Origin of the sequence: Psychrobacter sp. ENNN9_III (assembly GCF_001462175.1) — a bacterium.
Lineage (GTDB): Bacteria > Pseudomonadota > Gammaproteobacteria > Pseudomonadales > Moraxellaceae > Psychrobacter.
The window spans coordinates 1-16569 of the sequence record NZ_LNUO01000106.1; the positions used below are offsets into that span (position 1 = coordinate 1).

The 16569-nt window shown below is 40.4% G+C and carries 12 protein-coding genes and 1 pseudogene; 5 read left to right on the forward strand and 8 right to left on the reverse strand.

Translation table 11 applies throughout. The annotated features are described in order from the left end of the window. Positions 1–63 precede the first annotated feature (63 nt). Both PENNN9_RS06605 and ftsY read right to left on the reverse strand, forming a co-directional pair. Complete coding sequence (locus PENNN9_RS06605; protein ID WP_058368912.1) at positions 64–657, reverse strand: methylated-DNA--[protein]-cysteine S-methyltransferase; 594 nt, start codon at positions 655–657, stop codon at positions 64–66. A 51-nt stretch (positions 658–708) separates the two neighbouring features. Beyond that, positions 709–1617 (reverse strand): signal recognition particle-docking protein FtsY, encoded by a 909-nt coding sequence (gene ftsY, locus PENNN9_RS13385; protein ID WP_256713858.1) that lies wholly within the window; start codon positions 1615–1617, stop codon positions 709–711. 1156 nt (positions 1618–2773) lie between these two features. Between ftsY and PENNN9_RS06620 the strand changes: the two genes are divergently transcribed. The 3 genes from PENNN9_RS06620 to PENNN9_RS06630 all read left to right on the forward strand — a co-directional run bounded on the left by PENNN9_RS06620 (position 2774) and on the right by PENNN9_RS06630 (position 6200). Continuing rightward, positions 2774–2974 (forward strand): hypothetical protein, encoded by a 201-nt coding sequence (locus PENNN9_RS06620; RefSeq protein WP_058368915.1) that lies wholly within the window; start codon positions 2774–2776, stop codon positions 2972–2974. A gap of 86 nt (positions 2975–3060) precedes the next feature. After that, a complete protein-coding gene (locus tag PENNN9_RS06625) occupies positions 3061–4533 on the forward strand; it encodes a M16 family metallopeptidase (protein ID WP_058368916.1) in 1473 nt (490 codons plus the stop codon). Positions 4534–4745: 212 nt separating this feature from the next. Then, positions 4746–6200, forward strand: coding sequence for a M16 family metallopeptidase (locus PENNN9_RS06630; protein ID WP_075103094.1), 1455 nt, complete (start codon positions 4746–4748; stop codon positions 6198–6200). Between the two features lie 51 nt (positions 6201–6251). Here the strand turns inward: PENNN9_RS06630 and PENNN9_RS06635 are convergent, their stop codons facing one another. Both PENNN9_RS06635 and PENNN9_RS06640 read right to left on the reverse strand, forming a co-directional pair. Beyond that, a complete protein-coding gene (locus PENNN9_RS06635; protein ID WP_143505656.1) occupies positions 6252–6812 on the reverse strand; it encodes a hypothetical protein in 561 nt (186 codons plus the stop codon). A 255-nt stretch (positions 6813–7067) separates the two neighbouring features. Beyond that, positions 7068–8021 (reverse strand): D-Ala-D-Ala carboxypeptidase family metallohydrolase, encoded by a 954-nt coding sequence (locus PENNN9_RS06640; RefSeq protein ID WP_227511752.1) that lies wholly within the window; start codon positions 8019–8021, stop codon positions 7068–7070. A 275-nt stretch (positions 8022–8296) separates the two neighbouring features. Between PENNN9_RS06640 and rodA the strand changes: the two genes are divergently transcribed. Both rodA and PENNN9_RS13640 read left to right on the forward strand, forming a co-directional pair. Further along, positions 8297–9439 carry a rod shape-determining protein RodA gene (rodA, locus tag PENNN9_RS06645; protein ID WP_058368920.1) on the forward strand — a complete coding sequence of 381 codons (1143 nt, stop codon included), beginning with the start codon at positions 8297–8299 and terminating at the stop codon, positions 9437–9439. A gap of 1172 nt (positions 9440–10611) precedes the next feature. Continuing rightward, positions 10612–10953, forward strand: a pseudogene (locus PENNN9_RS13640) (septal ring lytic transglycosylase RlpA family protein); the annotation flags it as partial. Between the two features lie 191 nt (positions 10954–11144). On the opposite strand, the gene radA reads toward PENNN9_RS13640, so the two are convergent. The 4 genes from radA to dnaA all read right to left on the reverse strand — a co-directional run bounded on the left by radA (position 11145) and on the right by dnaA (position 16225). Further along, positions 11145–12590, reverse strand: coding sequence for a DNA repair protein RadA (gene radA, locus PENNN9_RS06655; RefSeq protein WP_058368922.1), 1446 nt, complete (start codon positions 12588–12590; stop codon positions 11145–11147). 345 nt (positions 12591–12935) lie between these two features. After that, positions 12936–13688 carry an LPS export ABC transporter ATP-binding protein gene (gene lptB, locus PENNN9_RS06660; protein WP_058368925.1) on the reverse strand — a complete coding sequence of 251 codons (753 nt, stop codon included), beginning with the start codon at positions 13686–13688 and terminating at the stop codon, positions 12936–12938. A 104-nt stretch (positions 13689–13792) separates the two neighbouring features. Next, positions 13793–14308 carry a lipopolysaccharide transport periplasmic protein LptA gene (gene lptA / locus PENNN9_RS06665; protein WP_178379363.1) on the reverse strand — a complete coding sequence of 172 codons (516 nt, stop codon included), beginning with the start codon at positions 14306–14308 and terminating at the stop codon, positions 13793–13795. 471 nt (positions 14309–14779) lie between these two features. Continuing rightward, entirely contained in the window at positions 14780–16225 is a 1446-nt protein-coding gene (gene dnaA / locus PENNN9_RS06670) for a chromosomal replication initiator protein DnaA (RefSeq protein ID WP_058368924.1), read from the reverse strand. Positions 16226–16569 lie beyond the last annotated feature (344 nt).

Below are 16569 nucleotides of genomic sequence, written 5' to 3' on the forward strand. Positions count from 1 at the left end.
CCAAACGTTTTTAGCGTTTGGCTTTCTTGCTTCTCATACACTTTTACTATAATTAGAACTTGCTCATCGACCCCTCAAGCTCAAGTAGATAACGCTCATCGACCCCTCAAGCTCAAGTAGATAACGCTTCTTATCTAATCCACCAGTATAACCACCCAGCTTGCCATCACTAGCAATCACTCGGTGACAAGGAATAATAATACTAAAAGGGTTTTTGCCATTAGCGTTAGCCACCGCACGAAAGCCCTTAGGATTGCCAATGCGCTTTGCCAGTGTCGCATAGCTGATGGTTTCGCCATGATTGATACCTTGTAGAGCTTGCCATACCTGCTGCTGAAATTCGGTACCCAAAGAGATGTCTAATGGCAGAGCAAAAGTATTGCGTTTGCCATTGGTATATTCATAAAGCTGGTCGATGGCCGTCAGTAGTAAAGATTGAGTAGCATCATTACTGTTTAAGTCGTTTTTGTCTATAAATATAAAATCATCATCGCTAAGCTGGTAGTGCTTTTTGAGCTTAGCGAATGATTTTGAGTGACGCCATGACTGACCTTCTACAAGCCAGTTAACTTCAGTCAGCTTGGGCGTATTATTTTTACTGGCATTGGCCATTATAATTAGCTGATATTGATCAAATCTTGCTGTAGTGACTATCATAACTGTCTCCAACTTAGTGCCAATAAGATAATACCAAAACTGCAAAAAAGCTTAACTTTCATTTGTATCAAAAAGTGCTGCGACAAACTGCTTTGGACTAAAGGCACGCAAATCATCGATTGACTCACCAACCCCAATATAGCGAATAGGTACATCCGTGGTTTCGGCAATGTTAAATACAACGCCGCCTTTAGCAGTACCATCTAGTTTAGTAATGGTAATGCCCGTTAATGGCACTACTTTATTAAACAGCTCCACTTGGTTAATGGCGTTTTGACCTGTACCCGCATCAAGAACGATCATTCCCTCATGAGGCGCACTTGGATCCGCTTTACGCATGACACGTACTACTTTTTCAAGCTCTGCCATCAGATGCGTTTTGTTTTGCAAGCGCCCAGCGGTGTCAGCTATCAACACATCAATATTTTTGGCTTTGGCAGATTGCATGGCATCAAAGATAACAGAAGCACTATCTGAGCCGTGGCCTTGAGCCACAACCGGAATGCTGTTACGCTCCCCCCAGATTTGTAGCTGTTCAGTGGCGGCAGCGCGGAAAGTGTCACCAGCTGCCAACATGACTGATTTACCCTCGCCTTGTAAGCGCTTGGCAAGCTTACCGATGGTGGTCGTTTTACCCACACCATTAACACCCACTACCAAGATAACAAATGGTTTTTTGCTTGTATCGACGACCAAGGGCGCAACTTTTGGCGTTAATATATCCACAAGCTCACTTTGCAGTGCTTTATATAATGAATGCGCATAAATCAAATCACCGCGCGTGGTTTGCTCAGTTAAACTCTTGATAATACGGTTGGTTGCATTGACACCAATGTCAGCAACTAGCAGCTGATCTTCCACCTCTTCTAACAGCTCATCGTCGATCTCTTTACCGCCAATAAGAATACTCACCATACCTTCTGCAAGATTCTTACGCGACTTACTTAGCCCCGATTTCATGCGGTTGAACCAGCTGCCTTTTTGGCGACCCTGCGTCTCGTCTTCTTGCAGCGATTCTTTTTGGCTTGTAGCATCGCCAGCCAATGCTTGGGGCGTACTTGGTGCAGCTTGTTTTACAGCATCGTCGATGCTGGCTTGTTTGGCGCCAACAGGTAAATGCTTGCTGGCAGTATTATCAGTCCACTGCTCTTGTAGCGGCATTTTGGGTATAGCAGTAGGACTAACTTTGTTTTCAATTTGGTCATTACTAACCAGAGCATCATCGCCCGTACGCTGCCCTTCAGGCATTATAATCGGTGCACCCAACGCTATATGTTCTGCTGACTCTGCACCTGCTGTGTCTGCGCTTGTCGTCTGACTGACGTCGTGGTTTTGCTCATCAGCTTTGATGACGGTGTCAGGCTCATCGATAATGGGGACTGATTGCGTCGGTAGACTTGGTAAGGTAATATCATCGTCATCTAAATCATCAAGACTACCATCAAGGTTGATGACCACGCGATTGGCATTATTTGGATTGTTCATAAGCTTGCCCTAAAAGTTCATAATGTCAGTAATATATTTATTTTGTAATGGATAATGGTGCAATTAACATCAGTATATTTAATTTCATCAAAACGAAAGCTTCATTTTTGTGCTAGTTTAGCATAATTCAAGTATCGCTTAGCGCTGACCGTGATAGCTAATGATACAGTAATAGTAGAGTTATCATAGAATTTGGTTAAGGTTTAGACACAAAAATCTGACCTTGATAAAAGTAAATTTCGCTACAGTCAAGCTTATATTTACTCACCTTGTGCTATTCGTTAGACGTCCAGTCTCTTTATTCACTGAGTAGGAACTGCTATGCCATTTTTAACACAAACCTGCATCTCAAAACATGTATCTTTACCACAGCGCAAGCATTTATCAAGGTCTATAGAATCTGACACTAAGTATGCTCTTATCAATAGAAAAGCTAATCTTCTAGGTCTATCCTTGCTGTTAGCAATATTGTCTTTTTCGACAGTCGGCTGCGCATCTTTGCAAGCATTAGAGCCAACAGCTGACTTGATTAATGATCTAAAAAAGATTTTGTAATATTTGTAGCGCCATACTGAGATGAAAGGTGAGTTTAAAAATCGCTCCTTATACAAACTAAATATTAGGAATACTTATGTCATCGTCAATACTACCCATATCAACTTATAAAGCCAATAATAACCTTGACGCACGACCTTCTCGTTTGGCACCTATTATTAATATTGGACTTGCAACAGTTATCTCCATACTCCTGTTATCAACTACCGGCTGTAGCACAACGCAAGAATTTAAACCAACCGCCAGTGTCATCGTTGGTGGACATAAAACAATATAGTACCTTGCATTTAGCTTTTAGGCGCTTAAACTTTTTTTATTTTTAGCCAAAATTCATTATCCACTGTTTTATAAGTAGAAAACCCTATGTCCTTGTCTTCATCATTATCTGCTACCTCGCTACGCGTTGTTTGTGCCTTAGCGCTTGCCACTACTTTGACTGCATGTCAAACCAGCAACTTCCAGCAAACGGCTACGCCTGACTCAGTAATTGCTAAGCCAGCCGCGAGTTCGGATTTGGCTATCGATATGTCAGGTCGGCATGAATATCAGTTAGAAAATGGACTAAAAATCATCGTTAAAGAAGATCATCGTGCGCCAGTGGTGATGACGCAGATCTGGTATCGGGTTGGCTCGGCAGATGAGCCGTTAAACAAAGGCGGCATCTCACATTTGCTTGAACACATGATGTTTAAAGGGACAGCGAATGTATCAAGTGATGACTATGAACGCTTGATTGCTAAGTTTGGCGGCGTTAATAACGCTTTTACCAGCTACGATTACACTGGCTACTATGAGCTATTCCCAGCCAATAGAATGCCTTTAGCCTTAGAATTAGAAGCAGATCGCATGACCAATCTAGTCTTTGATGAAAAAGCTTTTGTTAAAGAGCATCAAGTAGTTATGGAAGAGCGCCGCCAGCGTACTGACGACAACCCTCTTGCCAAAGCTTACGAATCGTTTCGACTATTAGCCCTACCTGATAGTCCTAAAGGTGAGTCTGTCATCGGACCGATGAGCGAGCTTGAATCGATTGAACTGGCAGAGTTAAAAGATTGGTATAAGACTTGGTATGCACCTAATAATGCAACCTTAGTCATCGTCGGTGACGTTGACCCAGAAGAGGTCTTGGCGCAAGTTAAACGCTACTTCGGTGATCTGCCTGCCAGCAAATTACCAACACGCCCTGCAGTAAAGCAACAAGGCTTTCGTGGTTATAAAAAAGTTGACTCTGAGCAGGCAGTACAAGTGCCCGTATTATTAATGGGTTATAACGTCCCTAGCCTAACAACCGTTGGCTCGGACAATGAAAAGCAGGCTTATGCGCTTTCACTTGCCCAAGATGTCTTAGATGGCGGGTTATCGGCGCGCTTAGAGAGCCGACTCATACGCGAGCAAGGTTTACTCACCAGCGTCGGAACTTCTTATGACTTACTTGATCGCGGTGATGGACTGTTCTTAATTCAAGCAACCCCGCGTGAGGGCGTGAGCTTAACGCAAGCACAGGATGCTATTACGGCTGAAATTAATAAACTCGCCACTGATCCTATCAATGCTGATGAAATAAGTCGTGCCAAAACCAACACCGTTACAGGCTTAGTATATGCGCAAGACAGCATGCAAGGCCAAGCACGCATGATAGGTTCGCTGCAATCTATCGGGCTTGATGACAGACTGCTTGCAAGCTTACCTGCAAAGCTTGATGGCGTGAGCGTCGCTGATATTCAGTCTGCTAGCAAAAAGTATCTCGTAAAAGATAATTTGACGGTAATGCATATCGTACCACCTAAAGAAAAGACGGATAAAGCTGAGACAAGCAAAACACAAGTGAATAATTAACAATCAATGCTTAAAACTCCGTGCGAGAAACAAGATTGTAATGTTTGCCATAGTTCTGCACTCCATTTTTAAGAAACTCATTATTTAAGAACATTTATAAGAAGAAAGAAATGACTCTAAAAAATTTTACATCCCTGATAAAAAAAACGTCTCAACATAAAGATTTCAGCCAATCCAAACTTGTTCGTAAGTCCTATCTCAATGCCAGCATCATGTTAGGTTTGACTGTGTTTATTACTCCAGCTTATGCAGACTCAGTCGGTGCTGAAGAATATCGTGAGCCTACTGCTGCGATCGATGCAAACGCACCTATTGCCGCATTGTCTAAGCTTACTAGCCTTAACGACGTTAAACCGTTACAAGTGACTGTACCAACTATCGAACACTTTAAAACTACAACTGGCGTGCCCGTGTCTTTTGTACGCGCAACCACGCTACCTATCGTCGATATTGATTTGCGTTTTAATGCTGGTAGCGCACGCGATGGTAATATACGTGCAAACGGTTTTGGTATTGCCAATATGACTGCGACGATGCTCACACAAGGCACTGAAAGCTTGAACGAAGATGACTTTACGCGGGCGGTCGAAACACTAGGGATCAATTTAAATAGTAGTGCCTATAAAGATATGTTTATCGTCTCGTTACGTAGCCTCTCTGATGACGATCATCTTTTACCTGCCATTGACTTGATGACGCAAATACTGACAAAGCCAAATTTTGATCAATCAATTTTAGCGCGTAATAAAGCACGTTTATTGGTTGGCTTGCAACAACAAAAACAAGATCCTAATAGCCTTGCCAGCCTCGCTTTTGATGAAGCACTATATGGCAATCATCCTTATGCTCATCCTTCATCAGGCACGCTTGAGACTGTACCTAGCATCGAGAAAAAAGATCTGACTGATTTTCAAAACCGCTACCTTGTCGCTGCCAACGCTTCATTAGCAATGACTGGTAACTTGACGCTCGCTCAAGCTAAAAAACTCGCTGAAGACATTACTGCTAATTTACCTAAAGGTATGGCAGCTGATGCTTTACCTGAGCCGAAACCTCTCACCCAAGCACAGCATATCCATATCCCCTTTCCTAGCACCCAAACCACAGTATTGATGGGTCAATTAGGTAGTAAGCGCGCCACCGATCCTCAAGCGCAGCAACAACAAACCAACTTTGCTATTGGCAACGAAGTATTAGCAGGTGGTAATTTTAATGCGCGTTTAATGACTGAGATTCGTCAAAACCTCGGTTATACCTATGGTATATCAGGCTCTATGAATCCAATGCTGGCTCGTGGTCCTTATCAAATAGGTTTTTCGACACGCAATGATAAGGCTCTTGATGCTATTGATGCCAGCTTAGCAGTTATTGATGATACGTTAGATAGCGGGATTACTAATAATGAGATGCGTCTAACTACGGACAATATGAAGAATAGTTTTCCCATGGGCTTTGCAAGCAATGCGGGGATTAATGGATTGCTAGGAATGATGAATTTTTATCAATTGCCAGACAACTATTTGACGGATTATATAACGCGTATTGACAATGTAAAGCTATCAGGAGTCAATCAGACCCTACGCAATACCCTTGAGCCAGACAAATTCTTAATCGTCACTGTCGGACAGGATGACCCTTGGAAAAATAAAGAAGTAAACAGTCAGTAATATTTTTAGCAGAAGGTTTTGATGCAACATGAAAAGAGACGCTATAGATATTTAGTCCGTAACCGTTATCGCCACATCGTAGCTTAAGCGTTCAGGCTTATATGTGGCTCCATTATAAGCCAATCGGATCACATGTTTATCATAAGATGCTACTTGGTATTCCCCATTAGCAAAATTATGTATAGTAGGCACAATTAATAGTGCCTCAATTTGTCTGTTGTCGACATCGACATCAAGACGCTGCCCAGTATCTAGGTATAAAAAATAATCGCAATAATCATCGACCATTACCTCATCAACTCGCTCAATATTACTACTGCCCATATCTTTTTGTAATAGTTTGGGACAGATATCTGTGCGATTGGCAGCTAAGCGTGCATAAGAGTTTTTTATATTATCTTCAATTTTTGCAGCTTCAAGTTGTTTTTGCGCATTCATTATAGTATTGGTTTGATGATCAACAGAGAGTTCTGGGCGACAAGAATGACTAATGAGCACAACTAATAGCGTAATAGCAATCAATGCCAGATACGGCATATTCGATTGAGTATGAAACATATTCTTTAAATGCAAACGGTAGACATTTGATATTATTGAGCGAAAACCCTTCATAAATCCTGCTTTTATCAAACCATGGTTTTTTGTTTTTTAAACAAGAAACCATATAAAATATGGACAATTATCTAACAATATTAGAACACGGTTTGAGATTACGTGACCAGCTTTTAATGACTAAAGGTTCAATCAAACGATAATATGACACTTATCTTGGGCTCGAAACATGCTTAATACATTAATCATACTTAAATAACTTAGTGTCGTGGATTTTACCTTGTTCTGCCCATTAAGCTAACCTACTGCTTGGGTTTAGTAACGACATGACGAGCTACTACTAGTATGATGAAACCCCCATTTTCGATAGCCTTGCGTATCTAGATGAATCGCACCAGTTGAGTACAACCCTAGCCCAAAATTATGAGATTGACCTTGATATTGCCAATACTGGCATAAATTATCTTGTAAGTTGCTTAGCTGCCAAAAATCATTTGCGTATTCAGGTACCCAAATATCTATAGCTCCCGCAGTCATATGTTTGCTATTATTTGCCCCACCTGCACAGCCATTGAGTCCTGGACTACGATATACCGAACGTATCTTACTACTTGCAGGCAAGATACCCTGATTTTTTAGATTGGTATAAAGCCTTAAAGTAGGGACGATATTTGACCACAACTCTTGGGGCGGTAGCTGATAAGGCTCATAGCCACATTTATCCCAGCTACGTGCGGTAGTGAGTAGCTCTTCAAGTGGCGGTACGTTTTGAGCGCCAATCTGTGCGCTTAAATAACGATGATAATTGGCAACCTCTTGCGCCCGAAAGCTATTACTATTTAACCAGTCATCAAAATCTATACTGGCCATACTATTATAAGTATTACTGGCTGTATTGTACTTAGGATTATACGTCACCTTTCTAATGCTTGACGTATTATAATTGGGTCGACGAGTATTAACATTTACTCGTTTATTTTCTTCAATCGATAGTTTGGCCTCAAACTCATACTCGCGTTGTTTTTGTTCAATTAAACCTTGCATACTATCGCCACCTAGTACGGTCGATCTGGTATTGGTAGAAGGTGCAACATAAGCATTGCTACTACTATGACGTACTTGAATACGGCGCTCGCTATCATTCAAAATCGCAGCATGTCCAACGATACTGCTACTACAAACAATGAATATAGCTAAGGGCTTGATAATTGATGTCATATAGGATTTTAGAGTTATAGAGGGATAGATGTCTTTTTGAAGAATAAACATATCAGTCTGTTTGCAGACAGATTTATAGAAAGACTTATAAAGTCTATTATTTGCATAAGTCATGTGAGTCGTTATTACTAATAAATATTTTATCGATACTATCAAATTTTACGCAAGCAAGCTAAACTATCGCTCCTGATAATGGTGAATAATCTTGCTATTTGCCTCTAGTATTGTCATTTTTTATAATTAGATCATTCTTTTACCACTATATGACAAATACTTCTAAACCAATCCTTTCCATATACCTCCCTTGATTACAGTCACTCTTGCTTATGTCCTCCAATCCCCAGTATCGCTTTTCGCGCCAAAGCCATCATTTCGGTCAACGTCATGAACGAACACTGTTGCAACATATTCATATAGACCCGTGGTTAACGATACTGTTACTACTTATCTGCTGTATTGGGTTGACTATCTTATATAGTGCCTCGACTCAAGATGTTGGTATGGTTCTAAGGCAGACAGTCAGCTATGGGGTCGCTTTTACAGTCATGTTTATTATGGCGCAAGTACCGCCTAGTCTCTATCGTACGTTGACGCCTGTATTTTATGTAATGGGACTAATATTACTGGTATTGGTTGAGATTATTGGTGAAGTACGAATGGGTGCACAGCGCTGGATAAATTTACCAGGATTTGGCAGCGTTCAGCCATCAGAATTTATGAAGCTTGGCATGCCAATGATGTGTGCATGGTTTTTATCTAAACGAGATTTGCCGCCATCATATTCTAGTATCATGATTACTTTGTGCATTATCATTGTACCAGTCATACTAATTGCAAAAGAGCCAGATCTTGGTACATCATTGTTGGTAGCAGCAAGCGGGCTCTTTGTTCTGTTTTTAGCAGGGCTATCTTGGCGACTGATTTCAGCCGCAGCCATCCTAGCCATACCTCTTGTCGCTATTGCTTGGAATTTTTTATTACATGATTATCAGCGCACACGCGTACTAACGCTGCTAAACCCTGAAGCCGATGTCCAAGGAGCAGGCTGGAATATCATTCAGTCAAAGACAGCCATAGGTTCTGGCGGTTTGTCAGGTAAAGGTTATTTAGAGGGCACACAATCACAACTGCATTTTTTGCCTGAAGGCCATACAGATTTTATTATCGCAGCTTTTTCAGAAGAGTTTGGCTTATTTGGCGTGATACTACTGATGCTGATATACGCATGCTTATTGGTACGTGCGCTCTATATTGCTTTTACGCATCCCGACAATTATAGTCGCCTATTGGCTGGCGCTATTGCCATGTCGTTTTTTGTTTATGTTTTTGTCAATGTCGGTATGGTAGGAGGCATCTTACCTGTAGTCGGCGTACCTCTACCCTTTATTAGTTATGGCGGCACTGCAATCGTGACATTAATGGGAGGGTTTGGACTTTTGATGTCTATCCATACTCATAAGAGCGATTAGACCTAAACAAAGTTGAGCATCATATAAGATCACACGTTACCTGCTTATGGAACTATGTAGCAGGTTTTTTATTCTTTAACCCAAATCTTATATGCAGTTAATTTTCCATGCAATAAGTTTATAAACACGCTATTGCTATAGACTTTAAATAATATTAGGAAAATGCAAATTAAAGTCAAAAAAAGTTCATAAAAACCAAGTGAACAAGCTGAGATATAAAATGGAAAGTTAATTTATACTCATTTATATATATTCACAATATAATATATATATAAAAACATTTTAAAAAGGAAAATTCGTATTAATAAATATAAAGAGAATGTATAAATTTTAGAAAGTTTCTTTACAATTTAAGAAAGTAATCCTAATAAATAATTCACAAATATTAAGCATATAGAAAATATAAATTATTGTTATTGTTACATAAATGTTTCCAAAGTCATTCAATTATACTGTTATGTCTTTATATATAATTGACATTTGTTATTAATTATTAGCACTTGCCATTTACAAAAAATTGCGTTACTCTCTTTTTAATACTCTTTGATACATAACCAATACATAGTTAATAAAAAAGATTGCAATTAATTATATTTTAGACGTAGCTACTCTGTATATTGAGCAATTAGTTTTTCAAAGCTACTACCTAAATTAACGGAATCATAACAAACTATTGTAGTTATATTTTTGTTTTATTGATGACTGGTTTTGTTTTATTAATTTGCACCGTAAAGATTGTCTATATCTTAAAACCTATATAAAGACTAATCCTACTCTATAGCTCTTGTACTGTCGGTAAGTATAGTAAAGCTATCACGCTATTAGAGTCATTCGTTTTTGTCGTGCTCGACATAAGGTTTTAAATATTAGGTCTTAATATATAAGTTATAGAGGTACCTATGAATAAGCGTCTATCTGGTCTACTTACAATGTCAGTGTGTTTGTTTGCTGGCTCTGCAGTAGCTTCTAATGCTAACGCAGTTGAAGCAAAAACGTCTCTTACAACTTTGTCTCAAGATAACGCCTCCCATATTGATCGTGTCCTTGGTGAGCTTACTCGTCAACATGATAATGCTTCAAGCTTGGTAAAATCTGCACGTCAACCAGTATCGCTAGCTATTAACAGCTCTTTGCTAGCTGATGATACGAGTCAAGTTACCGATGATGAAGATGTATTAGAGCGATTGACTGCTGTTGCTTCTAATTCTGTGAGTAAATTTAAGCAAACTGGCCTTGCTTCTTGGTATGGCCGTAAGTTTCATGGTCGTAAAACGGCCAGCGGTGATACTTTTGATATGAATGGTCTGACTGCTGCTCATCGCTCGTTGCCCTTGAATTGCTACGTAAAAGTGACCAATAAAACCAATGGCAAAAGTGTGGTTGTAAAGGTGAATGATCGAGGTCCATTCCACGGCAATCGCGTTCTAGATTTGTCTTATGGCGCAGCCAAACGTTTGGGTATTACCAATAAAGGCGTTGGTAACGTGTCAATTGAACGTGTTTCAGGTCCATAGTTTTATTCTAAAGTCGACGCTTGTAAAATTGTATGAGAACTATAAGCATGTAAAAGCAAGCATGTAAAAATTAGCCATCTGCAAAGCGCGTAAAAATATAAAAAAGTGTCAAACTCAGATAAGTTTGACACTTTTTTTGTGGATATTGTTTTTAGAAGTTATTTTATTGACATATACTCTTATTGACATAGCTAGTAAATCTCAAACGCTCTTTCTATTGCATCATCTAGGCGCTCTACAGCATGTACGACAATACCCTTAAACTGCGGTGAGTCACTGGCAGGCGCGTTTGACTTTGGGATAATAGCGTGAGTAAAACCATGCTTCATGGCTTCTTTTAAGCGCTCTTGCCCGTTTGGTACAGGGCGAATTTCACCTGACAAACCTACCTCACCAAACACTGCCAATGATGAAGGTAATGGCTTTTCTCTAATACTTGACGCACAAGCTAATAGTACTGCCAAATCAGAGCCCGTTTCTATTACTTTGACGCCGCCAACTACATTGACATAAACGTCTTGTCCACTGGTATGGATACCGCCATGACGGTGCATCACAGCAAGCAGCATCGATAGACGCTGAAAATCAAGCCCTAAAGCCATACGTCTTGGCTGTCCTTGTGAGTCATCGACTAACGCTTGTACCTCAACCAATAGCGGGCGCGTACCTTCACGGCTAACCATAACCACTGATCCTGCAACAGGCTTATCATAGCGGCTTAGAAATATAGCAGATGGGTTGGCAACCTCTTTAAGACCCATATCTGTCATCCCAAAGATGCCCAACTCATTGACCGCGCCAAAGCGGTTTTTGACCGCACGGATCATACGAAATCGTGAGTCAGACTGTCCTTCAAAGTACAAAACTGTGTCAACCATATGCTCAAGCACACGTGGTCCCGCAAGCGTACCTTCTTTGGTCACATGTCCAACCAAAAATAAAGCCGTTCCCGTTTGTTTGGCATAACGAGTCAAAATAGCTGCCGACTCACGTATTTGACTCACACCGCCTGGAGCCGAATTGATGGCATCCGTATAAATGGTCTGAATCGAATCAATAATCGCGATAGCAGGCTGCTCTTGAGTCAAGGCAGCACAAATGGTTTCTACATTTGTCTCAGCCAACACTCGCAAGCGATCAGCAGGTAGGTCTAGACGTTTGGCTCGCATCGCCACCTGTGCCAGTGATTCTTCCCCTGTGACATAAAGCGCACTACCTGCTAATGAATCAGCACGCGCCATATTGGTCGCTGTTTGAAGTAAGATGGTAGATTTACCAATACCTGGATCACCACCTATTAGTACCACGGAACCCGCTACCAGCCCGCCGCCCAATACTCGGTCAAACTCGCTAATACCTGTTGGTAGTCGGGTATCTAATGTCATGCTAACGGCGTTAAGTGGCATAACCGCACTTTGCGTTCCTGAATAGTTCCCTGGTGACGTACTACCGTTTGTACTGCGCGGTGCTGCTCGATTGGCAGCAGATTTGGCTGTATTTTTATTATGATGCGGCATGCTGACATTTGGTGCTTCAACCAAACTGTTCCATTCGCCACAGTCAGAGCACTGTCCTGACCATTTACCAAAATGCGCACCGCAGTGCTGACAGACGTAGCTACTTTTGTTTTTTGCCATCGTGTATGCGCCCTATTTAAGTTGCAAGTTAAAAAGAGGTCAAAATACTGTTATTTATAGAAAAAGAGGCATCATAGATTATGATGAATTAGTAATAGCTTTGATAAGAAAAAGAGGCATCATAGATTATGATGAATTAGTAATAGCTTTGATAAGAAAGAATAAGGTTGGACATGTTGAATATACGCCAATGGCCACTGACCAAGACCATGGGCGAATAGTTGAGATACCTTAATTAAATGGTGTTGACAGACAAAAACTCAAGGTCAGTGAGACATTATCAGTGTACGCTTAATCACCTATTAGTGCTTTTTTGAGCAATAAAAAGCCAATGCAAACCATGACCTACACTTGAAAATCTTTACCTAAGTAAACCGATTTTACCAGCTCATTGTCTAAAACTTCACATGCCGTACCTTCGGCAATGATGGCGCCCTCTGAGACAATGTAAGCTTTTTCGCAGATAGCGAGTGTTTCGCGTACATTGTGATCGGTAATGAGTACGCCAATGCCTCGATTTTTTAATGTTAAGATAACATCTTTAATATCACCAACTGAGATGGGATCAACCCCAGCGAAAGGCTCATCTAACAAGATAAACTTGGGGTCAGCGGCTAAGGCACGCGCAATCTCGCAGCGACGACGCTCACCGCCTGAGACGCTCATGCCTAATGATTTTCGTACATGCTCTAAATGAAACTCTCCAATCAGCTTTTCAAGCTCTTGCGTCTGCTGAGTAGCTGATAGCTCTTTACGAGTTTGTAGAATGGCTAAAATATTCTCTTCGATAGATAACTTACGAAAAATAGAGGCCTCTTGTGGCAAATAACCAATGCCAGCTCGGGCACGCTCATGCATGGCATACTTGGACAAATCCATTTTGCCCAAGGTCACACGGCCTTTGTCCATATTGACCAAACCAACCACCATATAAAAGCTGGTTGTCTTACCTGCACCATTAGGCCCTAACAGCCCAACAACTTGACCTTGCTCAACTGAGAACGAGACATCTTTGACTACCCAGCGCTTACCGTAACGTTTGCCTAAATTTTGCATTGTCAGCCGTTCAACAATGGGCGTAGACGTGTTATTTAACATAGATGTATTATGACCATCAAGGTCGCTATTAAAACTACTGTTGTCACTCATATGTTACTCATACTAAGGCAAATTTAAATGCTTATAAGATTTGGTAAATTATTTTAGCGTATACTGCTTTGATTGGTACTATTATTGGGCGGCAGTACCAACTCAACACGCTGATTGCCACCAGCTGTCGCTTCGACATCGCCAGCTTTTAGGCTATAACGAATGACATTACCAGCAAAGCTAGCACCGTTTTGCACCAGTTTTGCATTACCCGTTAAAGTAATAATACCGCTCACTGCATTATAATCAATCTTGTTTGCCTGACCTTTTGCTAGTCCTTTTTCTTGAGTGATAACTTGTTGCATGGTTGCTGGACGTCCGGTTGCCACTGCTGAATTGATGCTGCGCTGCTGCGATAAATTCACAGTGATATCATCAGCGGTAAGCTTTAATGTTCCTTGGGTAATAATGACATTACCAGAGTAACTGGTGACACCTGTACGCTCACTATAGGTTGCTTTATCTGCCAACAATTTAATGGGTTGGTTGGCATCTGATGGCAATGCATGACTATATAACGGTAATGCTATTAGCATAGCTGTCGGCAATACACGTAAGATTTGCGACATATAGTTTTGGCTAACGACAGGCAAAAAGTTAGATTTCATAAGCAGTTACTCTTTTAGAGTGAGAAAGTGATAAGTAGTAGAAAAGCAAAAGCTATTGGAAAATACGAGCAACCTAGATTGGTTACATGGATAAGTAGCAATAAGCGAGCCAATTACTACTATTACCTTTACCAACTATATCGATTCTAAATAGAACAGATACATTATATTTCAACACGGAACTGGTATAAATTTTTCTGGCGTGCTGTGCCTGCGCAGACAAAGGCTGCGTAAAGTAAAATTTATCCCAGTCTCACGGTATCGGTTTTATACTGAACTCACTATATTTAAATGACTCTATTTTTATAAAATTCAAACGATGGTTTAATAATACCTTGTCTACTGGCTATAATCCATCAACTATCTGTGCGCTTATGCGCTCAATATTATAAACCATATCACTCCACTAAAATATAGTATCTCTAGGCTGGTTTATGCCGCCTGTAACATGAGTGCAAGCGTTTTATAATCCTTATCAAAAGCAGGATCAGCCGCTCGCAATTGATTGACTTTATCACAAGCATGCATGACCGTTGTATGGTCGCGTCCGCCAAATGACTGTCCAATCTCAGGAAAGCTATCACCCGTGAGCTCACGTGCTAGCGCCATAGCTATTTGACGTGGTCTTGCAATACTACGCGTACGTTTACGTCCCATGATATCTTTCACTGTAACGTCATAATATTCTGCGACCACTTTACGGATGTTGTCCATATTGACGGATTGTACTCGCATTGCCACGATATCTTTTAGTGCATATTGCACCATCTCAAGAGTAATAGGTGCCCCAGTTAAATTGGCATTGGCAAATACCTGATTTAAAGCGCCTTCCAAACGCCTCACATTAGAGACCACATTTTGAGCGATAAACAGCGCGCACTCTTTAGGAAGAGCCATTCCATAAGATGCTGCCTTCTTCTGCAAGATTTGCATACGAGTATCAATTTCGGGGGGATCAACAGCCACAGTCAGCCCCCAAGAAAATCGTGATCTAAAGCGTTCATCAAACTCCGTCATTTGTGATGGATGACGATCAGAAGCCAAAATCAACTGCTTATCACCACTAGTAAAGTCAGCAAATAACGTTAAAAATTCATTACTACTTTTTGTTTTTCCAGCCAATACATGAATATCATCTACAATTAATAAATCAACCTTTTTTATTTTCTTTTTAAAATCTTCTATTTTATTATTTCTTAATGAATAAACTAATTGATTAATAAATTTTTCAGAAGTGAAATAATAAAAACTTCGATTATTTTTTAAATAGCGATGAGCAACAGAATGCATTAAATGGGTTTTTCCCAATCCTGAAGGACCGTAAATAAACAAGGGATTATGACGATTCTTTGATTGACGTTTGCTAAGCTCATAACATGCTTTATAGGCTAGATTATTAGATTTACCAGTCACGAAGGTCTCGAAGGTAAAATCTGGGTTAAGGTAACTTAAAGACTTGGCGTCAGCAGAGTGAACCAATTCAGTATGGCGCATATTAGCGTCAATATCTGCTTTAGCAATGCGATGATGTGTGGTTTCAGAGTCATAACTTGACAGGGTAGGGGAGGGACTGTCTGCTACCAACAAGGAGTCTGCCTGCGCCTGATTACTCTCAGCTGACTCACGACCAGCATTATCCACACGTACAATAACTTCTTCGATACTACCTTGGCTATGTTTGGCCACTAGCTGCTGAATATCATGCAAATGGTTTTTTTTGATGTATGTGACAAAATAATCATTCGGCGCAAGAATAATAAGAGTTTGTGCTTCTTGATGTGCTGATAATGGTCTTAACCACATAGTAAAGACGTTATCTTTAACATGATAACGTAAGTCGTTCAGACACTTATCCCAAATAGCTGCTGTATCTATCATGAAAAGTAAAAGCCCTATATTCTAAATATAACAAGTATTCTTCAACGTATTGACTTGTTGATAATGAAAACAACCTATAGTTATCACCTAAAAAGTGATGATATAAAATAGCTAAAAAATCACTCATTGAACTGGGGCATAATCTAACATAAATAACCTGTGGATAACATCATGTTTTTTGTGGATAAGATTGTGGATAGTATTGTGGATAAGTTTATAACTGGAGTTATCCATATTTCACCCACAGGTTATCCACAGGTTTACCCATAAGCTACTACTTTGATAAAAAACAACAAATACTAGTTAACCACAGAAAATTGGGATCCCTGGCACGTCCAAATTTT